The organism is Gammaproteobacteria bacterium, assembly GCA_035501935.1.
In the GTDB taxonomy this organism is placed as follows: Bacteria; Pseudomonadota; Gammaproteobacteria; order JAJPIJ01; family JAJPIJ01; genus JAJPIJ01.
Window position 1 is genome coordinate 1 of sequence record DATJVC010000025.1, and the last position, 20007, is coordinate 20007.

At 58.4% G+C, this 20007-nt stretch carries 27 protein-coding genes; 16 read left to right on the forward strand and 11 right to left on the reverse strand.

Going from position 1 to position 20007, the window contains the following annotated elements:
* The 4 genes from VMH34_06585 to VMH34_06600 form a co-directional block, all read right to left on the reverse strand.
* A partial coding sequence (locus tag VMH34_06585; protein ID HTT08441.1) for a catalase-peroxidase occupies window positions 1-269 on the reverse strand: 269 nt, incomplete at its 3' end.
* A 108-nt stretch (window positions 270-377) separates the two neighbouring features.
* Window positions 378-962 carry a DUF3501 family protein gene (locus VMH34_06590; GenBank protein ID HTT08442.1) on the reverse strand — a complete coding sequence of 195 codons (585 nt, stop codon included), beginning with the start codon at window positions 960-962 and terminating at the stop codon, window positions 378-380.
* Between the two features lie 6 nt (window positions 963-968).
* On the reverse strand, window positions 969-2303 hold the full coding sequence (locus VMH34_06595; protein HTT08443.1) for a heterodisulfide reductase-related iron-sulfur binding cluster: 1335 nt from the start codon (window positions 2301-2303) through the stop codon (window positions 969-971).
* An 86-nt stretch (window positions 2304-2389) separates the two neighbouring features.
* Window positions 2390-2809 carry a rubrerythrin family protein gene (locus VMH34_06600; protein HTT08444.1) on the reverse strand — a complete coding sequence of 140 codons (420 nt, stop codon included), beginning with the start codon at window positions 2807-2809 and terminating at the stop codon, window positions 2390-2392.
* Between the two features lie 176 nt (window positions 2810-2985).
* On the opposite strand from VMH34_06600, the gene VMH34_06605 reads away from it, so the two are divergent.
* From VMH34_06605 to folE2, 3 genes are all read left to right on the forward strand, one after another.
* Complete coding sequence (locus VMH34_06605; GenBank protein HTT08445.1) at window positions 2986-3225, forward strand: exodeoxyribonuclease VII small subunit; 240 nt, start codon at window positions 2986-2988, stop codon at window positions 3223-3225.
* Between the two features lie 3 nt (window positions 3226-3228).
* Window positions 3229-4122 (forward strand): farnesyl diphosphate synthase, encoded by an 894-nt coding sequence (locus VMH34_06610; GenBank protein HTT08446.1) that lies wholly within the window; start codon window positions 3229-3231, stop codon window positions 4120-4122.
* Between the two features lie 127 nt (window positions 4123-4249).
* Window positions 4250-5062 (forward strand): GTP cyclohydrolase FolE2, encoded by an 813-nt coding sequence (gene folE2, locus VMH34_06615; GenBank protein HTT08447.1) that lies wholly within the window; start codon window positions 4250-4252, stop codon window positions 5060-5062.
* Window positions 5063-5075: 13 nt separating this feature from the next.
* On the opposite strand, the gene mazG is transcribed toward folE2, so the two are convergent.
* A complete protein-coding gene (mazG, locus tag VMH34_06620) occupies window positions 5076-5858 on the reverse strand; it encodes a nucleoside triphosphate pyrophosphohydrolase (protein ID HTT08448.1) in 783 nt (260 codons plus the stop codon).
* A 111-nt stretch (window positions 5859-5969) separates the two neighbouring features.
* Between mazG and VMH34_06625 the strand changes: the two genes are divergently transcribed.
* The 6 genes from VMH34_06625 (at window position 5970) to VMH34_06650 (ending at window position 9775) form a co-directional block, all read left to right on the forward strand.
* Window positions 5970-6545, forward strand: a complete 576-nt coding sequence (locus VMH34_06625) for an HNH endonuclease (GenBank protein HTT08449.1) — start codon at window positions 5970-5972, stop codon at window positions 6543-6545.
* Window positions 6546-6589: 44 nt separating this feature from the next.
* Window positions 6590-7120 carry a GreA/GreB family elongation factor gene (locus tag VMH34_06630; protein HTT08450.1) on the forward strand — a complete coding sequence of 177 codons (531 nt, stop codon included), beginning with the start codon at window positions 6590-6592 and terminating at the stop codon, window positions 7118-7120.
* Window positions 7113-8297, forward strand: a complete 1185-nt coding sequence (locus VMH34_06635; GenBank protein HTT08451.1) for a pyridoxal phosphate-dependent aminotransferase — start codon at window positions 7113-7115, stop codon at window positions 8295-8297. Before VMH34_06630 ends, VMH34_06635 begins: the two co-directional genes overlap by 8 nt.
* Before the next feature lie 77 nt (window positions 8298-8374).
* On the forward strand, window positions 8375-8767 hold the full coding sequence (locus VMH34_06640) for a hypothetical protein (protein ID HTT08452.1): 393 nt from the start codon (window positions 8375-8377) through the stop codon (window positions 8765-8767).
* Window positions 8745-9392, forward strand: coding sequence for a CoA pyrophosphatase (locus tag VMH34_06645; GenBank protein HTT08453.1), 648 nt, complete (start codon window positions 8745-8747; stop codon window positions 9390-9392). The genes VMH34_06640 and VMH34_06645 overlap by 23 nt, the downstream gene beginning before the upstream one ends.
* A gap of 98 nt (window positions 9393-9490) precedes the next feature.
* Window positions 9491-9775, forward strand: a complete 285-nt coding sequence (locus VMH34_06650; GenBank protein HTT08454.1) for an Lpp/OprI family alanine-zipper lipoprotein — start codon at window positions 9491-9493, stop codon at window positions 9773-9775.
* A gap of 102 nt (window positions 9776-9877) precedes the next feature.
* On the opposite strand, the gene VMH34_06655 is transcribed toward VMH34_06650, so the two are convergent.
* The 3 genes from VMH34_06655 to VMH34_06665 form a co-directional block, all read right to left on the reverse strand.
* Window positions 9878-10873: a L,D-transpeptidase family protein gene (locus VMH34_06655; protein HTT08455.1), complete on the reverse strand. Its 996-nt coding sequence runs from the start codon at window positions 10871-10873 to the stop codon at window positions 9878-9880.
* A gap of 99 nt (window positions 10874-10972) precedes the next feature.
* Complete coding sequence (locus VMH34_06660) at window positions 10973-11341, reverse strand: DUF423 domain-containing protein (GenBank protein HTT08456.1); 369 nt, start codon at window positions 11339-11341, stop codon at window positions 10973-10975.
* Window position 11342: 1 nt separating this feature from the next.
* Window positions 11343-11858 (reverse strand): DUF4124 domain-containing protein, encoded by a 516-nt coding sequence (locus VMH34_06665; protein HTT08457.1) that lies wholly within the window; start codon window positions 11856-11858, stop codon window positions 11343-11345.
* A 47-nt stretch (window positions 11859-11905) separates the two neighbouring features.
* Between VMH34_06665 and VMH34_06670 the strand changes: the two genes are divergently transcribed.
* Complete coding sequence (locus VMH34_06670; protein HTT08458.1) at window positions 11906-12931, forward strand: esterase-like activity of phytase family protein; 1026 nt, start codon at window positions 11906-11908, stop codon at window positions 12929-12931.
* Here VMH34_06670 and VMH34_06675 read toward each other — a convergent pair.
* The 3 genes from VMH34_06675 to VMH34_06685 are packed head-to-tail and all read right to left on the reverse strand — an operon-like array spanning window position 12918 to window position 14435.
* Complete coding sequence (locus VMH34_06675) at window positions 12918-13205, reverse strand: DMT family protein (protein ID HTT08459.1); 288 nt, start codon at window positions 13203-13205, stop codon at window positions 12918-12920. The two genes, VMH34_06670 and VMH34_06675, sit on opposite strands and share 14 nt — an antisense overlap.
* Before the next feature lie 60 nt (window positions 13206-13265).
* Complete coding sequence (gene moaB / locus VMH34_06680; GenBank protein HTT08460.1) at window positions 13266-13784, reverse strand: molybdenum cofactor biosynthesis protein B; 519 nt, start codon at window positions 13782-13784, stop codon at window positions 13266-13268.
* Window positions 13785-13829: 45 nt separating this feature from the next.
* The gene (locus tag VMH34_06685) at window positions 13830-14435 is read right to left on the reverse strand and encodes a nitroreductase family protein (GenBank protein HTT08461.1); all 606 of its coding nucleotides are present in this window, start codon (window positions 14433-14435) and stop codon (window positions 13830-13832) included.
* A gap of 364 nt (window positions 14436-14799) precedes the next feature.
* Here VMH34_06685 and VMH34_06690 point away from each other — a divergent pair, with 364 nt between their 5' ends.
* The 6 genes from VMH34_06690 to VMH34_06715 all read left to right on the forward strand — a co-directional run bounded on the left by VMH34_06690 (window position 14800) and on the right by VMH34_06715 (window position 20001).
* On the forward strand, window positions 14800-15612 hold the full coding sequence (locus tag VMH34_06690; GenBank protein ID HTT08462.1) for a 3-hydroxybutyrate dehydrogenase: 813 nt from the start codon (window positions 14800-14802) through the stop codon (window positions 15610-15612).
* A 16-nt stretch (window positions 15613-15628) separates the two neighbouring features.
* The gene (locus tag VMH34_06695; GenBank protein ID HTT08463.1) at window positions 15629-16441 is read left to right on the forward strand and encodes an acetoacetate decarboxylase; all 813 of its coding nucleotides are present in this window, start codon (window positions 15629-15631) and stop codon (window positions 16439-16441) included.
* Complete coding sequence (locus VMH34_06700) at window positions 16431-17801, forward strand: NAD(P)/FAD-dependent oxidoreductase (protein HTT08464.1); 1371 nt, start codon at window positions 16431-16433, stop codon at window positions 17799-17801. Before VMH34_06695 ends, VMH34_06700 begins: the two co-directional genes overlap by 11 nt.
* Entirely contained in the window at window positions 17722-18882 is a 1161-nt protein-coding gene (locus VMH34_06705; protein HTT08465.1) for a patatin-like phospholipase family protein, read from the forward strand. The genes VMH34_06700 and VMH34_06705 overlap by 80 nt, the downstream gene beginning before the upstream one ends.
* Window positions 18883-18937: 55 nt before the next feature.
* Window positions 18938-19387 (forward strand): DoxX family protein, encoded by a 450-nt coding sequence (locus tag VMH34_06710; protein HTT08466.1) that lies wholly within the window; start codon window positions 18938-18940, stop codon window positions 19385-19387.
* Between the two features lie 113 nt (window positions 19388-19500).
* Window positions 19501-20001, forward strand: coding sequence for a GNAT family N-acetyltransferase (locus VMH34_06715; GenBank protein ID HTT08467.1), 501 nt, complete (start codon window positions 19501-19503; stop codon window positions 19999-20001).
* Window positions 20002-20007: the final 6 nt, after the last annotated feature.

Sequence of the window (20007 nt, forward strand, 5' to 3'; positions counted from 1 at the left end):
GCCATGCGGATGAACTGCGGCCCGTAATGGCCGAAGTCCGCCGGCCACCAGTCCTGCGAGTCGGTCATCAGCTTGACCAGATCCTTCTTCAGCGCCTTGTAGTCGAGGCTCTTGAATTCCTTCGCGTAGTCGAAGCCCCCGCCCATCGGGTCGGACTTCGAGGAATGCTGGTGCAGCAACTCCAGCCGCAGCTGGTTTGGCCACCAATCGCGGTTCGTCCGGCCGACGCCAGCGATGTGGTTGAATGGGCACTTTGTTTCGGTTGTCATGGTTTACTCCTTTGGTTGTTTGCTCACTACTCGATCCACTGTAGAGTTTGGGCGTGGTTTACAGCCAACCCTCGAGATTGCCGCCTACGGTTCTGACTTTGGAGAACATCAGGCGAAGTCTCGGACGAGCGAGGCGCGCACGGCTTCTGACGCTTGAGTAGTTAAACTGGCTTGCGGGTGATCCGAGCCGAAACTAAGCGTTGCACCCTGTTTCGCGGCAGCAATCATCGCGGGCGTGAATTCGAAGCGCAGGAAATGCACCGAGGAGGTCTTCTCCTCGCCGCGCGTGCGGTCCATGTCTTCATCGGCGATGGCCCAGACTTTGTCATGACCTTCAACCTGCGCCCATACCTTGTGCTCGATGCTAATGAGTTTGGCCAGCGCCTGCTTGCGCTCATTTTCATCCTCGTATTCGATCATGAAGGTGGCCTTGAGATTGCCACCGTCCGGGACCAACGGGTTGTAGGCATCCAGTTCGGCCTGGATCTCAGTGGCCTCGAAGATGCGCTCGATGCGCAGCATTTCCTGAATTTGATACTGGATGGTCAGGCGATCTTCAAAATACAACCTGACGTGATCGCTCAGCGCTACTTGCCGATCTTTCTTGTGCGTGATCACCTGCTGGCGGAAGGCCGGCCGGCGCGTGCTGTATTCCTCCAGCGACCACAAGTCCGCGCGCGTGAGTTTATTCATACGGATTCAAATCCCGTAAGCCAGCCGGAGTAATGCAAAGGGGGTTTCGGCGGATTTGCCGTTTTTGAGACCGCTTTCAATCTGCACGCCCGCCATGGGACAGTCGCTGAAATAGTGATCGCACTCCGACTGTTGGACTTTGCCGACGATGGGCCGGCAAATTTTCACGGCGTATTCATGGCATTCGCTCTTGACCGCGTAGGTGCCGTCGTGGCCGGAGCAACGCTCCACCACTTCGATCTCCGTGCCGGGCACCAGTTTTAGCACATCGCGCGTCTTGAGGCCGATGTTCTGCACGCGCTGATGACAGGGCACGTGGTACACCACCTTGCCTAATGACTGTTTGAAGCCAGTCTTGAATTTTCCCGCCTTGTGACGCAAAACCAGATATTCGAACGGATCGTACATTGCTTCGCTGACCTTGCGCACCGCCGGTTCGTCCGGAAACAAAAGTGGCAGTTCCTTCTTGAACATGAGCACGCAGGACGGCACCGGTGCGATGATGTCGCAGCCCTGCTCCACCATGCGCGCCAGAACCGGGATGTTGGCATTCTTGAGTTGCTCCACGGTTTCCAGATCGCCCAATTCCAGCTTGGGCATCCCGCAACATTTTTCCTGCGGCACCAAGTCCACCGTCAGGTCGTTATGCCGGAACACGGTGGTCATGTCCTCCACCATCTGCGGGAGATTGCGATTGCCATAACAAGTGACGAAGACCGCGACCTTGCCGCGCGTCTGTCCCGCCGGCCCGGCCTGAATTGGTGGGCCTTGCCGCCAGCGCTTGCGCGCGCTCTTGCTGTGATATTTCGGAATGGAGGCATCAGGATGAATGCCCAGCGCCTTGTCCAGCAACTTGCGTACCGGTTTGGCCCTGTTCGCTGCGTTGACGATTTCTGCCACGACGGGAATGCCGGCAAGATTGCCCACCAGATCCGTTGAAGTCAGCAGGCGATCGCGAAAGCGGCTCTTGCCTTTTTTGAAGTTCTGCGCCTTGGCGCGCAACATGAGTTGAGGGAAATCCACGTTCCATTCGTGCGGCGGTACGTAAGGACACTTGGTCATGTAGCAGAGGTCGCAGAGATAACAGTGCTCCACGACCTTGCCGTAATCTGATTTGGCGACGCCGTCGACCTCCATGGTGGACGAGTTGTCCACCAGATCGAACAGCGTCGGGAAGGCCTGGCACAGACTGACGCAACGACGACAACCGTGGCAGATGTCGTAGACGCGTTCCAGTTCCTTGACCAGCGCGGGTTCGTTGTAGAACTCCGGCGTTTTCCACGGCACGGTATGGCGGATGGGCGCCGAGAGGCTTCCTTCGCGTGAACCCTCACCGGTCATGCAGAATTTTCCCGTTATGCATTCGCATAAAACTACAGAGCCGGGATGTACCCGGCTCTGTCATTGAAATCAACATCGGTTGCAGCTTAACCGATGCTGTCCAGCGCTTTCTGAAAACGGTTGGCGTGGGAGCGCTCGGCCTTGGCCAGCGTTTCGAACCAATCGGCGATTTCGCCAAAACCCTCGGTGCGCGCGGTCTTGGCCATGCCCGGATACATGTCGGTGTATTCATGCGTCTCACCGGCAATCGCAGCCTTGAGATTGTTGGAAGTGGAGCCAATGGGAAGACCGGTGGCCGGATCGCCCACCTGTTCCAGATATTCCAGATGGCCGTGCGCGTGGCCGGTCTCGCCTTCCGCGGTGGAGCGGAATACGGCGGAGACATCGTTGTACCCTTCGACATCCGCTTTTTGCGCGAAATACAAATAACGGCGGTTAGCCTGGGATTCGCCTGCAAATGCCGCCTTCAAATTGCCCTCTGTTTTGCTGCCCTTCAGATTTGCCATGGTACTTTCCTCCAAACATATTTATGTGGTGCCAAAATCCGTTAATTAGACTATGTCTAATCCTCATGGCAGTCTAGTGCGCCGTTTTGGAACTGTCAATAAATTCAAGATGAAATTGACCCTGCCACCCGCTCTAGGCTAACGTTTGCCACTTCTTTAATTATCGTGCCACGCCCATGAACAAAAAACGTGAAAACATCGACTTTGAAAAATCGCTTAAGGAACTGGAGGAAGTGGTGGCGCGGCTGGAGGCCGGGGAATCATCATTGGAACAATCGCTTAAGGACTTCGAACGCGGTATCGCCTTGACCCGGACCTGCCAGAAGGCGCTGGCGGAGGCCGAACAAAAGGTCAAAATTCTTACCCAGAAAAACGGCCAGGAGGAATTGCAGCCCTTCGAGCCGGAAGCCGAGTAGGCAATGACCGATCTGCAAGAAGCCATGCGGATCTTTCAGGCCCGCAGTGAGGCGGCGCTGGAATCCTGGCTGCCGGCCGCCAGCGTCCCCCCGCAACGATTGCATGAAGCCATGCGATATTCCGTCCTGGGCGGCGGCAAGCGCGTGCGCCCATTGCTGGTCTACCTCACCGGCACGGCGCTGGGCGTCGCGCCGGAAATACTGGACGCGCCCGCCGCCGCCGTTGAATTGATTCACGCCTATTCGTTGGTTCATGACGACCTGCCGGCGATGGACAACGACGATCTGCGCCGCGGCCGCCCCACCTGCCACAGGGTTTATGGCGATGCCATGGCCATACTCGTCGGCGACGCCCTGCAGACGCTGGCCTTTCACATCCTCTCGCGCGGCGGCCAACAAAATCCAAGCGCGACGCAGCGGCTGGCCATGCTCGAAACGCTCGCCGAGGCCAGCGGCTCGCTCGGCATGTGCGGCGGCCAGGCCTTGGATCTCGATGCAGTCGGTCACCAGTTGACCTTGAACGAATTGGAAAATATGCACCTGCACAAGACCGGCGCGCTCATCCGCGCCAGCGTGCGCCTGGGCGCGCTGAGCTGTGCCGGGGTGAGCACGGATCAATTGCAACAATTGGATGTCTATGCCCGCGCCATCGGTCTGGCGTTCCAGGTGCGGGACGACGTCCTCGACGTCGAAGGCGCGACTGAAACCATCGGCAAGCCGCAAGGCTCCGATTCCGCGCGCAACAAACCGACCTATCCCAATCTGCTGGGTCTGGAAGGCGCGAAACGAACCGCCGAACAATTTCATCAACAGGCCGTGCAAGCCATGAATGAGTTTGGGGAAGCCGGAAAGCTGTTGCGGGAACTGGCGGACTACATCGTGCGGCGCGAAAAATAGCATCGCCCGGGGCGCGCACAAATTGCTGGCCTTACAGAACCAAACTGCCTAAAATCAGGACTAATCCATCGGCGCTGACATCGGCCCGGAGCCTGCAGCGCCACTCAATGCACCCAAGGAGCTCTTCATGAACAAGCCGACGACCATCTACAAGGAATTACCCGACACGCAGGCCAGCGCGGACACCCGCCATCTCCCGATCGATCGCGTCGGCATCAAGGACATACGCCATCCGGTGGTGGTCAAGGATCGCGCCGGGCGCGAACAGCACACCGTCGCCCGGTTCAACATGTATGTCGGCCTGTGCGAAAAATTCAAGGGTACCCACATGTCGCGCTTTGTGGAGATTCTCAACAAGCACGAGTACGAAATCTCCGTGGAGTCCTTCATGCGCATGGTAAAGGAGACCGCCGACGTGCTGGAGGCCCGCAAGGGGCACGTGGAGATGGTCTTCCCCTACTTCGTCACCAAGGCCGCGCCGGTCTCCGGCGTCAAGAGCCTGCTGGATTACGAAGTCACCTTTTCCGGTGAAATCAACAACGGGGTGATGAGCACGGGCGTCAAGGTTGTCGTGCCCGTGACCTCCCTGTGCCCGTGTTCAAAAAGCATTTCCGACTACGGCGCGCACAATCAACGTTCGCACGTTACCGTCAACGTGCGCATCCGCGATTTTGTCTGGATTGAGGAATTAATCGATATTGTCGAGAAGGCCGCCTCCTGCGAACTGTACGGCCTGCTCAAGCGGCCGGACGAAAAATATGTCACGGAACGCGCCTATGACAATCCCAGATTCGTGGAGGACATGGTCCGCGACGTGGCCGTGCAATTGAATGCCGATGATCGCATTGCGGCCTACACCGTGGAATCGGAGAATTTCGAATCGATTCACAACCACTCCGCCTACGCCATGATCGAGTGCGACAAGGACGCCAGGAAATAAGAACGGCGCCTCGTTACGGCCGCTCCTGCTGTTTGGCTTGTTCCCAGAGGGCGTCCATTTCAGACAGACTGGCATCCGCGGGCACTTTGCCCTGTTCGCGTAATTTTTCCTCGAGGTAGCGGAATCGCCGCTCAAAGCGGGCGTTCGCGCCGCGCAGTGCCTGCTCCGGTTCCACGCCGGTGTGACGCGCAAGATTGACGCAGGCGAAAAGCAGATCGCCGATTTCAGCGGTTTTTCGCTCAGGCGCATCGTTCAGTGCATGCTCGACTTCCCCCAATTCCTCGCGAACCTTGGCCAGCACGGGCGCGGGTTCGTTCCAGTCGAAACCGACGCGCGCGGCGCGTTTTTGCAGCTTGACCGCGCGGCTCATGGCCGGCAATGCCGCGGCGATGCCATCAAGGACACCGGTATTTTGTTGCGACTGCCGGCGTTCCTGTTCCTTGTGCTGCTCCCACTGCCGGGACAACTCGGCAGCCGTGCCGGCCGGCGTTTCTCCGAAGACATGCGGGTGGCGCGTGGTCAGCTTGTCGGCGATGGCCCGAGCCACGTCTTCAAAGTCGAACCAGCCGCGCTCGGCGGCCAGCTGGGCGTAAAACACCACCTGGAACAGGAGATCCCCGAGTTCACCGCGCAAGGCGTCAAAGCGTTCCTGTTCAATGACATCCGCCACCTCATAGGCCTCCTCGAGGGTGTGCGGCACGATGCTTTTGAAGTCCTGCGCCCGGTCCCAGGGACAGCCCTTCTCCGGATCGCGCAAGCGCGCCATGATTCCCAGCAACCGCTTCATCGATTCCATAATTCCCCCTCCATCACCGGCTTACGACTTGATTTTAGCGGGTTAATCGCATACAAAATGAACGTGAACCGGCTTGTTACGGTCAAAACCGGTGAAAAAACGCGAAAGAATATGTCCTCACCCTTGATATTGCGGCTGGATGTCTCCGGAATTCCCATCACCTGGGTGCCGTGGCAGGACGCGGTCTGCCTCTACAGCCGGGACATGATCGCATGGTCCACGGGTGAAAGCGTTTTCACCTACCGCGGCGGCGTCTCCCGACTCACCGGCCAGCGCTCCGTGGTCTCGATCAATTCCATCATCGCCATTAAACGTTCGGACACGACGCACTACGTGCGGCGCGGAATTCCCCCGCTCAGCAACAAGGAATTGTTCCTGCGCGACGGCCATCTGTGCATGTACTGCGGCGATGAATTCCCCGAAGGCCATTTGACCCGCGACCACGTCATTCCGCTGTCGCGCGGCGGGCGCGATTGCTGGTCAAACGTGGTGGCTGCCTGCAAAAGTTGCAACGCCCGCAAGGGCAACCGTCTGCCGGAGGAGTCCAAGACCACATTGCTCGCCGTGCCTTACGTGCCCAATTGGGCCGAGTTTCTCGCACTCAGCAACCGGCGCATCCTGGCCGACCAGATGGAATTTCTCAAGGCGCAGTTCAAACAGAAGCATCGGCTGTTGAGTTTCCAATAGCCTGCCGCGCGGCAGGCCCAGTCTTTCCCGTTGATTTTCACCCCATGAGCCGCGCCTTTGTCAAGGAACCGGACGGCGATGCCGCAGGCGACGAATTGCCGGAGCGCGCGCCGAGCCCGCATCCCAATTACATGACGCCCGGCGGCGCCCGCCGGCTCGCCGAGAAAGTCCAGAATTTGCGGGACCGTCGTGATCAGTTGGTCAAAACCAAGGATGCCGATATGACGGCGGCGAATGAATTGAAGCAACTCGAACGCGAATTGCGTTATCTGGAACATGCCCTGCAAAGCGCCATTGTAATCGACACACACCTACAGGCGCATGACGACGTGCGCTTCGGCGCGGCGGTAACCGTGATCGATGAAGAAAACCGCTCCCACACCTTCACCATCGTGGGCGAGGAGGAAACCTGCGCGCCAAGGGGATGCATCAGCTGGGTTTCGCCTCTGGCGCGATCACTTTTGGGGCGCAAGGCGGGCGACGTTGTGCTGTGGGAACGTCCGCTGGGCAACGTTGAACTGGAGATCACCGCCATTCACTATCCCGATCTGTCCCAAACGCCGGCGCATGAATGATGCAGCACGCCTTCAAGCCAGCCGCCGTCTGCACGCGGTGCAGGCACCCATCGTTGCCGTGGTCGGCGAGATGGTGCGGCGGACGGCGGACACCATCTCGCTGGCCCAGGGTGTGGTGTATTACGATCCTCCCGACGAGGCCCTGCGCGCGGTACAGACATTCATGGAAGCGGGCGGGCGGCACCAGTACGGCCCGGTGCAGGGTGAAGAGCAATTGCTGAATGCCATCAGTGAAAAGTTGCGGCGTGAAAATGGCATTCAAATAACGCCGGACTCCAGGCGGTGTGTCGTCGTCACGGCTGGCGCCAACATGGGCTTTCTCAACGCACTCTTCGCCGTGACCGATCCGGGCGACGAGATCATCCTGCCGTCGCCGTATTACTTCAATCATGAAATGGCGGTGCGCATGCTGAACTGCGTGCCGGTTTCGGTCGCGACGGATGAAAACTATCAGCCACGACTGGATGCCCTGCGCGCGGCCATCGGTTCGCGTACTCGCGCCATTGTTACCATCTCTCCCAACAATCCGACCGGCGCCGTGTATTCACAGGCGACGCTGGAAGCGGTCAACCGCCTGTGCGCTGAACATGCGCTTTATCACATCAGCGACGAAGCTTATGAGCATTTCACCTATGACGGCGTCCGGCATATTTCTGCAGGCGCGATCCCGGATTCCACCTCTCATACCATTTCGCTGTACTCGTTATCGAAAAGTTATGGTTTTGCCGGCTGGCGCATCGGCTACATGGTGATCCCCGAACACCTCTTTGACGCCGTGTTGAAAACACAGGACACCAATCTCATTTGCGCCACCCGAATCGCGCAGCATGCCGCAGTCGCGGCGTTGGAAACATCGCCGGCATATCGAGAACGGCATCTTGCCACGCTCTCCAGCGTGCGCAAAGCCGTGCGGCAGGAACTGCAAACGTTGTCGCCGGGTTGCCGCATCTCGGATTCTCCCGGGGCCTTTTACCTTTTTTTGCGCCTGGAGACGGAGATGCCACCCATGACCATGGTGGAAAAATTGATTCATGAACATAAAGTGGCGGTGTTGCCGGGGCACGCCTTCGGTTTTTCCACCGGATGTTATCTGCGCGTTTCTTATGGCGCGTTGCGGCCGGAAGCCGCCGTCGCCGGTATACGCCGGCTGGCGCAAGGGATACGCGCGCTGATTTGACAGTGTGGCCGAAACTTTCCCATCCGGCCGTGGCTCTGAGATACTGCGCAATAATATTTTCGTTGGAGGAAAATACAGTGATAAAGGCAAGAATGAAAATGGCGTTGTTCGCACTCGCGGTTCTGATTTTCGAACCTGTCATGGCCGCGGACTCCAAGGAAGCCTATGCCGTCTGGGGTGACGGCAATCTTTCCTGTCACAACTACAACAAGGCGCGTGCCGCCACCGGTCCGGAACTGGAGAAAATAAAATCATATGTCACCGGCTACCTGACCGCCTACAACGCCTTCACGCCCGACACCTATGATATTGCCGGTGGGGCCAAGATCGACACGGTAATCAGCAGCCTGGATGATTATTGCGACATCAAGCAGGTTGAAAGTCTGGAAAGCGCGTTGCATCACTTTGTTCAAGAGCATGTCGAAAAGCGCGCCAAGATCAGTCCGCGTGAGCGGCCGCGCTGGCCATGAACGGCTGATCATGGAACCCGGTGTTTTGAAGGCCCGTCTGCTGACCTGTCTGGAGCCGCTGGTGTTGGGCCATGGTCATTACGGCGATGGCGTTTTGGAAGCGGAGGTTCCCGCTGCCGTGCTGATCCCGATCATTACGGATAAGGAACCGCAAATTTTATTCACACGGCGCGCTGAACACTTGATCCGTCACGGCGGCCAGATCAGTTTTCCGGGCGGCCAAATCGAAGCCCACGACAATAGTCCGCTGGCCGCCGCCCTGCGCGAAGCACGCGAGGAAATCGGACTCGATCCCAGCCGGGTGTCGCCGGTAGGCCGGCTGACCACGCGCAGCATCACTACTGGCTACGCAGTGACCCCCATTGTCGGCCTCCTGCCCGCCGGCACCGCATTCACCCCCAATCCCGATGAGGTGGCCGAGATTTTTCCGGTGCCGCTGGCCTATCTCATGGATTCTGATCATTATCAAGTTCAGTCCGCCGCCAGTTGTCACGGACGCTCGCACCCCACCCTCGCCTTGCAATATCGGCAACATAGGATCTGGGGCGCCACCGCGGCCATGTTGTCAGAGCTGTGCAGTCGATGGCATCGCGCCACCAAGTTTGTAACCCTGTATGACAATTAAAAAAATCGTTGCGAATTCCGGCGAAATGGGTCATCATGCACTTCTAAGGTCGGACTGACCTTAAGGGCCCTTAAACTACGGAAATTAGGAGACTACTCATGAAGAAAGTGGTGAAAATCTCTGCTCTGGCTTTCATCATGGCGATGGCTTCCGGCTGCGCGAACATCACGAGGGAAGAGTTCGATGCCGTCAAGAACACCGCCAACAGCGCGCTGAGCGAGGCCCGTGCAGCCAAGTCGACGGCTGATGCCGCCGCCTCTGCCGCCAGTGCCGCGCAACTTGCCGCTGATTCAGCCAAAGCGGCGGCGAATGCAGCGCAAGCCTGCTGCGACGCCAACACGGCACGTGATGAGGAGATGTTCAAAAAGAAGATGCACAAGTAAGCAGCCGTTACAGTCTTACTTGTTCATAATTCGATCCCCGGTAGCCGCAAGGCACCGGGGATTTTTGTTTTGTAACCGCCCATCTCGAACGATTTGTAATAATCACCAGACAGCGCCGGTCTGAACGGCCTGATTTGATGACGGCGGTGTCTTCTGCACATCCGCCTTGAGTGAAGGATCGGGCTCGCTGGCAACCGACCTTCCAATCATCACGGGTACGCCATTCCTGGTATCAATGGCACTGCGGACCTGTATCCAATTGATCTCCACCCGACGTTTGCGCACTGTGGCGGTGAGGGTATCCACCGCCTGTTCATACTGATCGGCGCGGGCGGCCGGGTCTTCTTCCAGGCGCGGGTGGGCTTCCAGATAGAGACCACCCTCCAGCCACCCCACCTTGTAGGGTTGATTGACGATTCGCACCGGCGTGCCTTTATCGACCTGTGCAAACAGGGTGGCGATGTCCTTGGGGTATAGACGGATGCAACCGTGCGTCACCCGCATGCCTATACCCTCTTCCTTTTCCTCATCGGTACCGTGAATGTAATAGCCGGGGATCCCCAGCTTTAGCGCGAATTGCCCCATGGGATTGTCGGGACCGGGCTTGACCACCGCCGGCAGCACCTCGTCGTACTCACGCAGATGCTCCTCACGTATGGATTTCGGCGGCACCCATGCCGGATCTTTAATCTTGGCGATGACCTTGGTTACCCCATATGGGGTGGTCCAGTTTTCACGGCCGATGCTGATGGGATGAGTAATGACCACCTGCGGTTCGTTTTTTTTGGGTTTGGGATAGTAGTACAGCCGCATCTCGGCGACATTGATGACGATGCCTTCGTGTGGCGTGTCCGGCAATACGTACTGGCTCGGGATCAGGAGTTCCGTACCGTCCTTGATCATGGCGAACGGGTTGACCTTCGGATTGGCCATGCGCATCTCGTCGTAACCTTGATCGTAGAGCATGTACAGATCAATGACCGAATCATTGGCGGACAATGTGGTGAGGTTGGTGCTGCCCACCACGTTGTCGCCGTTGCGCGGCAACCGGAAAGTTTCGGCGTGCGCCGTCGTGGCCAGTGCCATACCCAACAGCATGGCAGCGACGTTTTCTCCAATATGCTCAGTTACCGGCATGCGGGAGCCCCAGAACCTCGTCATTTCCATTGGACTGTAAACTTCAGGAATGATTCTCAACTATTCAGCGCGCCATGCGGCAATCATCAGGCACAGCCAGCCTGCCATGTATGCCACCCCACCCAGCGGAATGATCGGACGCAAATTCACCGCCAGTAAGTATGAAACATACAGCCCGCCGCCGAAGAGCAGCATGCCCGTCCCCCAGCAACCGCACGCCGCGGTATACCATCGACCGTTCACCGCCCGCCTGGTCCCCACGGCAACGAGAGCCAGGGCATGCATAAACTGGTAATGCGCGGCCAACTCCAAGTGTGCCAGTATTTCCGCTGCCATGCGCTGTCGAAGAATATGTTCAGCGTAAGCGTCGAACAGGATCGCCGTCAGCGCCGCGGCGGCGCCCACGCCCAGCCAGACCCTGCCCGTCACATCAATAGGCCCGTCTCGGTGGCAACGGGGCGGCCGTGCCTTCCAGCGCGTGCAACTCGTCAAGCAGGGTATCGATACGACGCAACATTTCCACGGTGATTTGATCGCCGCGCAGGGCGGCCACGGAAGCTGCATCCTTGATATCGTCAAGCTCCCGGTGTAATTCCTTGATGCGGTTTTGCCGGTCTACTTCAGCTTGCTGCGTCATCAGCCTGGCGCGGGCTTCCTCGGCCGCGGCTTCACGCGCCTCCTGTACCGACCGGGCGTGATCGGCGTCACGCCGCACCAGATCGTGACGGAGCTGGTTTTGATTCAGTGCGGCCACCTGTTCGGGGTCGGCCAGCGGCTGGGAAATGGAACTGCAATGCGGGGCTATGGTCTGACCGCGGAAGCATCGTGGCGGGACATTACTGATTTGCTTGACTCCATGCGCATCGCGCCAGACGTAGAATTCCGCCTGCGCATTCACCGCGCCGAGCAGCATCGCGGCACCGAACACGTATAATGGGCTTCGCATTGTTTCAAGCCTAGCACAGCCGCCCGCCTACGTTAATCCGCCAATTCATGCCCATGCCTCCCGTGCTACCACGGCTTCGACTGGCCGCCTGCCTGCTGACTGGAATGTGTTTCGCGACACCCTGCACCGCCGAGCCCATTGGCACGCCAGTGGAATTTTCGCAAAAAATAAAAACCGGCGGCCATTACATGCACGTTCGTCCGATGGGTATGTTGCGTTTGTCCAATACGCCGGTGGATGGCCTGCCCGCCAATGAATTATCCGGACTGGCCTGGGATGAGGACGAGCAATTGCTTTATGCCGTTTCCGACAAGGGTCATCTTGTGCATTTACGCCCGCAGTTCAAGGACGGCGTGCTCGTCGGCGCGGAGTTCCTGCACGCCTATCCGCTGCTTGACGGGCGCGGTCACAAACTCAAGCGCGGCATGGCGGACGCGGAGGATCTGGCCATACGCAATGCGCAAAACGGCAAGCGCGGCGACAGCGAACTGGTGATTTCGTTTGAAGGCGTCCCGCGCCTGGAGCGTTACCGTCCCGATGGTACCTGGCTGGGCGGGGAATCGCTGCCCGAGGTGCTGAGCGATGGACGCAATTATGAGGGCAAGAATGCGGAACTGGAGGCAGTGGCCTTGCATCCCACCTTTGGCCTGCTGACGGCGCCACAAAAGCCCCTGAAGATTGATTCGCCGGGCCTGATGAGTTTGTATGCGCAATCCGGGCGCCAGTGGCAATTCGAGCCCATTGACGCCGAAGACAGCGATATCGTTGGCATGGCCGTCACACCGAAAAACGAAGTGCTGATTCTGGAGCGCCGTTACAAGAATTTCTTCATGCCCATCATATTCGCCGTACGCCGCGTTCGTCTGGAGGAACACCCGGAGGGCGGCCTCCTGACGGTGGAGGACGTTGCCCGCTTCAGCAACACCGACGGATTCCAGATCGACAACTTTGAGGGACTTGCCCATCACCAGGGCAACCGGTATTTCATGGTGAGCGACGACAACAACAGCGCCATACAGCGAACCCTGCTGCTCTACTTCGAGATCGACGACCCGCCGGTCAGCGGAAAATGAAATAGGCCGCACCCACCATGCACAACGCCGCCCACACATAATCCAGTTTCAGCGGCTGCTGCATGTACAACAGCGCGAAGGGAACAAACACGGTGAGCGTGATGATCTCCTGCAAAATCTTGAGCTGGGACAGGGACAATGCCGTATAGCCGATGCGATTGGCGGGCACCTGGAAAAGATATTCAAACAAGGCCAGCCCCCAGCTTGCCAGCGCGGCCAGATACCAAGGCCGATCGGCCAGATTGCGCAGGTGGGCATACCAGGCAAAGGTCATGAATATGTTTGACAGGATCAGCAGCCCCGATGTTTTCAGCAATACAAACACGTTATTCCCTCATTTTTTTTCCTGCAGGCGGGGCATGAGTTCCACCAGATTGCATGGGCGGTTGCGGTAATCCAGCTGTTCGCCTATGAGCTTGTCCCAAGCCAGCGCGCAGGCGCCCGGCGACCCTGGCAGGCTAAAGACATAAGTGCCATTGGCCACCCCTGCCAGGGCGCGGGATTGCAAGGCCGAGGTCTTGATCTCCGCAAACGACAGGACGCGGAATAATTCACCGAAACCTTCGATGATCTTGTCCAGCAACGGTCGCACCGCTTCCGGCGTGCCGTCGCGGCCGGTGAGCCCGGTGCCGCCGGTAATCAGCACGACGTCAATTTCCTTGCGCGCGATCCATTCCGACACCGCCGCGCGGATGCGGTGGACATCGTCCGGAACAATGCGCTTGTCACGCAATTGATGGCCCGTGCGTTGCAGGCGCTCCACCAGCAGCCCGCCGGATTTGTCGGTTTCCTCCGTGCGGGTATCCGATACTGTCAACACCGCAATACCGACTGGCGTGAATTGCCGTTCCATATCATCTCCCGCCGTCATGGTAATACAAGCCCGCCCACGGTTTCATCATGCGCGGATGCCCGCGCCCCAGTCAGACTCAAAGAAAGATTCCTGCAATGGACGGCGTTCACGCCGCGCGTATTCGCGCTCCTTCAACTCGGCGGGGATCGCCGGTTCCGCAAGCTGATAACCCACGGCGATCATCGCCATCGGCGTGTATCGATCCGGAATCTTGAATTCGCGCCGCGCCCGGCCACTGTCAAAACCACCCATCTGATGCACTGTCAGGCCCAGTGCGGTGGCCTGCAGGGCCAGGCTGATCGCCGCCGCACCGGTGTCATATTGCCCCCAGCGGTTCGGTGAACCGTCACGGGTCAGCACGCTGTCGGCGCATGCCAGCATCAGCACCGGTGCGTGTCGTGCCCAGGCCTTGTTGCCTTCGACAAGACAATCCCGGGCCCGCTGCCAGGCGGCGACGTCGCTCATTTTGTCCCAAACAATAAACCGCCACGGCTGATCGCCGTAGCAGGATGGCGCCCAGCGCGCCGCCTCCAGCAAGGCGGTGATTTTCACGCGTTCCACGGGCCGATACGGATCAAAGGCGCGGCCGCTCCAGCGGCTGGCAAGCAACTCATGAATGGGTTGTGCGGCATCAATGGGCTTTTTGAACATGGGCGCTCCGTGGAAATGGTCCGGGCTAAAATAGCAGAACCCCCCGACTAAATGAAAATTCCATGGAATCGGCCAGTAACTGCGCCGCCGATGTACGCCACACCATCGAACGTCTGTGTCATTTGGAACATGCCAGCGGGTTGTAAAAGCAAAATTCTTCCCTTTCGCAGCGCTCTTCCGCGCTCGCAACTATCCGTGGGCGGCCCTCAAATTGTTGTGGAGAAACCTGACTCGATAGTGATGCTCCATAACGAGTTCATAATTAACTCATTGATTAATGATGTATTAATTAAAACAAAATCGAGTTGGCACGACTGTCGCTATGTTGACCACAAGGAAGTTCTAACTTACGAGAAATTACGAGATGGGAGACAGCATCATGGCCAACGGCAATTCACTTAAAGGTAAAACCGCCGTCATCACCGGTTCGACCAGCGGTATAGGTCTCGGCATCGCCCGGGGACTGGCGGAGGCCGGCGCCAATATCGTGCTCAATGGGTTTGGCGATCAGAACGAAATCGACAAAATCCAAAAAGAGCTGCGTTCCAAAACCGGCGTGCAGGTGCTCTACAACGCGGCGGACATGAGCAAGCCGGCACAGATTACCGCCATGATCAACGATACTCACAAGGCCTGGGGCGGCGTGGATATCGTCGTGAATAACGCCGGTATACAGAAAGTGGCGCCGATCGAGGATTTTCCAGTGGACAAATGGGACGCGATCATCGCCATCAACCTTTCGTCGGCCTTTCACACCATTCGCACCGCCCTGCCGTTCATGAAAGCGAAACGCTGGGGGCGCATCATCAATATCGCCTCGGCCCACGCGCTGGTGGCCTCACCCTTCAAATCGGCCTATGTCGCCGCCAAGCACGGTGTCATCGGGCTGACCAAGACCGTGGCACTTGAAGCCGCGGAAGCAGGCATCACCTGCAACGCCATCTGTCCGGGCTACGTCTTCACGCCACTGGTGGAAGGTCAGATCAAGGACACCGCCAAGGCACGCGGCCTGACCGAAGAACAGGTCGTACGCGATGTGCTTCTGGCGGCGCAGTCGACCAAACAATTCGTAACCGTGGAACAGCTGGCGGCGTTTGCCGTGTTTCTGTGCACGGATTCCGCGGCCCAGATTACCGGGACCGCGTTACCTGTCGACGGCGGCTGGACCGCCCATTAATTTCAGGAGACCCATCATGAACCGCGAACAAATACTGAAAACCCCCTCCATGCCGGCGGCCAGCCCCAGTTATCCCGCCGGCCCCTACCGCTTCATCAACCGGGAATACCTGATCGTGGCTTATCAATCCGATCCAGAGGCGATCCGCGCGGCGGTGCCCGAACCCCTGGCGCCGGATGGCAGTCAGACCGTGCTTTATGAGTTCATCCGCATGCCGGACAGTTCAGGGTTCGGCGATTACACGGAATCCGGCATCGTCATCCCCTGCACCTTCAAGGGCATGCCGGTGAACTTCACCGCGCAGATGTACCTGGACTGCGAACCGCCGATCGCAGGGGGACGCGAAATCTGGGGGTTTCCGAAAAAACACGCCCAGCCGAAACTCACGGTGGCAAGCGACACCCTGACCGGCACGCTCGAATACGCCGGCCAGATGGTGGCAATGGCCACCATGGGGTACAAGCACGAAAACCTGCTGGACGGCCATGAACAAGCCCTGGCGGAGAAGATGGGCAAAACACAAATCAATCTCAAGATTATTCCAGACGTCGACGGCAAACCCGCCATCGCGCAACTGATCGCCTACAACCTGTCTGATGTGCAAATCAAGGGCGGTTGGGGCGGTCCGGCAAGATTGCATCTGGTGCCGCACGTCAACGCTCCGGTGGCCGATCTGCCGGTCAGACGGGTGTTGGGAGGGACGCATTTGATCGCCGATCTGACCCTGCCCTATGGCCGTGTGCTGCACGATTACCTGTTGCCGGCAAAAATTCAGGGGGTGTCCGCCATGGAAGTGGGAAATACACTGGAGATTTCCCGTGCGAAATAACGCGGTTTCGGCCTCCCGGGCACACGTCGTCATCGTCGGCGGTGGATTCGCCGGCTTGTCGGCGGCTAGGGCCATGGCCAGGGCGCCGGTGCGGATCACCCTGATCGAGCGCCACAATTATCACTTGTTTCAGCCGCTGCTCTATCAGGTAGCCACCTCTGCATTGACGCCCGCAGAGATCGCCTCTCCGGTGCGAGGCATCCTGCGCGACCAGAAAAACGCGACGGTATACATGGATACCGTGGTGGACGTCGATAAAACACAGCGACGCGTCCGTACGCAGAGTGGACGCGATTTCGCCTATGACTATTTGATTCTCGCCACGGGTGCGCGCCACAGCTATTTCGGCAACGATCAGTGGGCAGCTCATGCGCCGGGGCTCAAGACGCTGGATGACGCGATGGAGGTGCGGCAGCGTATTCTGATCGCCTTCGAGCGCGCCGAGATGGAGACCATCGACCGGGAGCGCAGGCGTGCACACCTTACCTTCGTAATCGTTGGTGCCGGCCCCACGGGAGTGGAGATGGCCGGTGCCATCGCCGAACTGGCTCACTCCATCGCCCATGATTTCCGCAATGTCTCCACGCGTTGCGCCCACGTCATACTGGTGGAGGCCGGCGACCGCGTCCTGCCGCAATTCCCGCCGTCACTTTCACAACGCGCCCAACGGGATCTCAAACGCATGGATGTGGACGTGCGCGTCAAAACGCGAGTGGAACAGATCGAACCTGGTCACGTGGTGCTGAACGGGGCCCGACTGGCGGCCGAGACGGTGATCTGGGCCGCCGGCGTCCAGGCCTCACCGGCCAGCCAGTGGTTGAAGGTCACCGCCGACCGTTCCAGCCGCGTGATCGTCAACGCGGATCTTTCCGTACCTGGTCATGAGGATATCTTCGTGATCGGTGACACCGCAGCCTGTACGCCAGCGGGCGCTGAAAGGCCGTTGCCGGGTCTTGCGCCTGTGGCCAAACAGGAGGGCGAATTCGTCGGGCGTCTGATCGCCTCGCGCGTGACCGGCAGAAAAGCGCCACGCCCTTTCCATTATCTTGATTTCGGCACCATGGCCACCATCGGCAGGAACAGCGGGATCGCCAGTTTGCGCAGCATGCGCTTCAGCGGGTTCATCGGCTGGCTGCTGTGGGGCGCGGTGCACATTTATTTCTTGATCGATTTCCGCAGCCGGGTCATGGTGGCCCTGAACTGGTTGTGGGCGTATCTCACCTATCAACGCGGCTCCCGGCTCATCACGGGCCTGAACCTGGAAACACAAGGAGAACAACATGGCAACGAATCCCAAAATGGTAAATCTGGCACTGCAGGGTGGAGGGGCGCACGGAGCCTTCGCCTGGGGAGTGCTTGATAAGCTGCTTGAGGACGGCCGCGTCGACATCGAGGGCTTGAGCGCGGCCAGCGCCGGCGCGATGAATGCCTCGGTGTACGCCTTTGGCAAGATGACCGGCGGCACTGATGGCGCGCGCCAGGCCCTGCATGACTTCTGGTCCAGGATCAGCGCGGCGGGCAGTCTCTACAGCCCCGCCAAACGTATGCCCTGGGAATTCTGGAGCATGGGCGGAAACAGCGACAATTCGCTGGGATACTGGCTGTTCGACAGCGTCACCCGCATGTTTTCGCCGTATCAATTGAATCCATTTGACATCAATCCACTCCGTGATGTGCTGACCGCCTCGGTAGATTTCGAAAAACTGGTGATGTGCCAATGCACCAACCTGTTCATCAGCGCGACCAACGTCCGCACCGGCAAGGTGCGTGTATTCAAGAATGAGGAAATGTCCCTGGACGTGGTGATGGCCTCCGCCTGCCTGCCCTATCTGTTCAAGGCCGTGGAGATCGGCGGCGAGCATTATTGGGACGGCGGCTACATGGGCAACCCGGCCCTGTTCCCGCTTTTTTATCACACCGGATCCAAGGACGTGATCATCCTGCATCTCAATCCCATCCACCGCGCGGATATTCCGAAGACCTCGGTGGATATCGCCGATCGCATCAATGAGATCTCGTTCAATTCCTCATTGCTGAAGGAATTGCGCGCGGTCGCTTTTGTCAACAAGCTGATCGACGAAGACTGGGTCAAGGAGGAATACCGTGCACGACTGAAACACGTGCTGGTGCATTCCATACGGGCGGACATGGCGTTGAGTGACCTGAATGTATCCAGCAAATTCAACTGCGACTGGGATTTCCTGACCAGTCTGCGCGACAAGGGCCGCGAGACCGCGGCCGAATGGCTTGATAAAAATTATCAACACCTCGGCAAACAATCCACTGTCGATCTCAGGGCCGAATACCTGGGCCTGCACTCCGGTGGAATCGTGGACGAGCACCATCAAAAGTCACAACCCAATCCGACCAACGGCCGCAAGGCAAAGACACGGTCGGCGCCGGCATCGGAAATAAAACCAACGATCAGGGCCATTTCGTGAGTACCCTGCAGAATTAAAAAAATCACGAACCAACATTCAACCTGGAGCAATCATCATGCGTAACCTCATTAGATCACTTCTGAGCCTCACCCAATCATTGGACTGGCTGGCGCCGCTCATGGTGCGGCTGTTTTTCGGTTATTTCTGGCTGGAAACCGGTTGGGCCAAGCTGCACAACCTTGACGCAGCCACCGCCCGCTTCGTCGACTGGGGGATTCCGTTCCCATCCTTCAACGCACCGTTCTCGGCCGGCGCGGAATTCGTCTTCGGCGGACTGCTTATGGTGGGTTTGCTCACGCGATTCTCCTCAATCGCGCTGCTCATCAACATGGTCGTCGCCATTGCCCTGGTGGTCATCAAGAATGTCGGTAGCTTCGACGACTTCGTCGAGTTGGATGAATTCACTTACATCCTGATTTTCTTCTGGCTTGCGATGGCCGGTCCCGGCAAAGCCAGCCTCGATGCGATATTCGGCCCCCGCTTGGGACTGGTGCCAGCCCGGTAGCACCACGGCCTGGGCACTCTCGGCGGGCTCCTCTCCGAAATCGGAGGACTGACGGGGACGCTAGGGATTCTCAGCCTCCCGGATGAAGGCGGAGGAGTCGCCCAACCCCTTGAATGCAGCCGACCGGCCGAGAGCTGACCGACGGCTGGCTGATAACCTTAGGCCGCATGGAAAAGACCTCGCGGAGTTTCGAAGTAGAAACCGCGGCATTTCCGGCCGTCGATTCCTATCTGGCCGATAGGATCTATGAATTCAATGTCGAGGCGACGCAACTCCCAGACGCCAAAGAGTTCGCCCTCGTAGTCAGAGACAAATCGCAGGAGGTCATTGCAGGAATAAGCGGGCACAGATGGGGCGGAACGTGCCACATCAATCATCTATGGGTCCATCAAGAACATAGAAAGAGTGGCCTCGGCACCGCACTCATAAAAGAAGCGGAAGCAGAAGCGCGAAAGGCCAAATGCAGCCAGGTCCTGCTTTCGAGCCATAGCTTTCAAGCGCCCGGCTTCTATGAAAAGATGGGTTATCACTTGGTGGCGGTAATCACGGACTATCCCAACGGGCATTCGAATCAGCACTTCATGAAGATCCTTTATACCTCCGATGCCGCCTGACGGCGC

Bases quoted from the DNA above. Each gene is read 5' to 3' on its own strand.
- moaB (HTT08460.1), bottom strand. From the start codon at position 13,784: ATGGAACGGCAATTCACGCCAGTCGGTATTGCGGTGTTGACAGTATCG.
- VMH34_06675 (HTT08459.1), bottom strand. From the start codon at position 13,205: ATGACCTTTGCCTGGTATGCCCACCTGCGCAATCTGGCCGATCGGCCT.
- VMH34_06630 (HTT08450.1), top strand. From the start codon at position 6,590: ATGAGCCGCGCCTTTGTCAAGGAACCGGACGGCGATGCCGCAGGCGAC.
- VMH34_06705 (HTT08465.1), top strand. From the start codon at position 17,722: ATGGCAACGAATCCCAAAATGGTAAATCTGGCACTGCAGGGTGGAGGG.
- VMH34_06655 (HTT08455.1), bottom strand. From the start codon at position 10,873: ATGCTGTTGGGTATGGCACTGGCCACGACGGCGCACGCCGAAACTTTC.
- VMH34_06670 (HTT08458.1), top strand. From the start codon at position 11,906: ATGCCCATGCCTCCCGTGCTACCACGGCTTCGACTGGCCGCCTGCCTG.
- VMH34_06600 (HTT08444.1), bottom strand. From the start codon at position 2,809: ATGGCAAATCTGAAGGGCAGCAAAACAGAGGGCAATTTGAAGGCGGCA.
- VMH34_06710 (HTT08466.1), top strand. From the start codon at position 18,938: ATGCGTAACCTCATTAGATCACTTCTGAGCCTCACCCAATCATTGGAC.
- VMH34_06590 (HTT08442.1), bottom strand. From the start codon at position 962: ATGAATAAACTCACGCGCGCGGACTTGTGGTCGCTGGAGGAATACAGC.
- VMH34_06715 (HTT08467.1), top strand. From the start codon at position 19,501: ATGCAGCCGACCGGCCGAGAGCTGACCGACGGCTGGCTGATAACCTTA.
- mazG (HTT08448.1), bottom strand. From the start codon at position 5,858: ATGGAATCGATGAAGCGGTTGCTGGGAATCATGGCGCGCTTGCGCGAT.
- VMH34_06685 (HTT08461.1), bottom strand. From the start codon at position 14,435: ATGTTCAAAAAGCCCATTGATGCCGCACAACCCATTCATGAGTTGCTT.
- VMH34_06635 (HTT08451.1), top strand. From the start codon at position 7,113: ATGAATGATGCAGCACGCCTTCAAGCCAGCCGCCGTCTGCACGCGGTG.
- VMH34_06605 (HTT08445.1), top strand. From the start codon at position 2,986: ATGAACAAAAAACGTGAAAACATCGACTTTGAAAAATCGCTTAAGGAA.
- VMH34_06595 (HTT08443.1), bottom strand. From the start codon at position 2,303: ATGACCGGTGAGGGTTCACGCGAAGGAAGCCTCTCGGCGCCCATCCGC.
- folE2 (HTT08447.1), top strand. From the start codon at position 4,250: ATGAACAAGCCGACGACCATCTACAAGGAATTACCCGACACGCAGGCC.
- VMH34_06695 (HTT08463.1), top strand. From the start codon at position 15,629: ATGAACCGCGAACAAATACTGAAAACCCCCTCCATGCCGGCGGCCAGC.
- VMH34_06610 (HTT08446.1), top strand. From the start codon at position 3,229: ATGACCGATCTGCAAGAAGCCATGCGGATCTTTCAGGCCCGCAGTGAG.
- VMH34_06690 (HTT08462.1), top strand. From the start codon at position 14,800: ATGGGAGACAGCATCATGGCCAACGGCAATTCACTTAAAGGTAAAACC.
- VMH34_06650 (HTT08454.1), top strand. From the start codon at position 9,491: ATGAAGAAAGTGGTGAAAATCTCTGCTCTGGCTTTCATCATGGCGATG.
- VMH34_06665 (HTT08457.1), bottom strand. From the start codon at position 11,858: ATGCGAAGCCCATTATACGTGTTCGGTGCCGCGATGCTGCTCGGCGCG.
- VMH34_06625 (HTT08449.1), top strand. From the start codon at position 5,970: ATGTCCTCACCCTTGATATTGCGGCTGGATGTCTCCGGAATTCCCATC.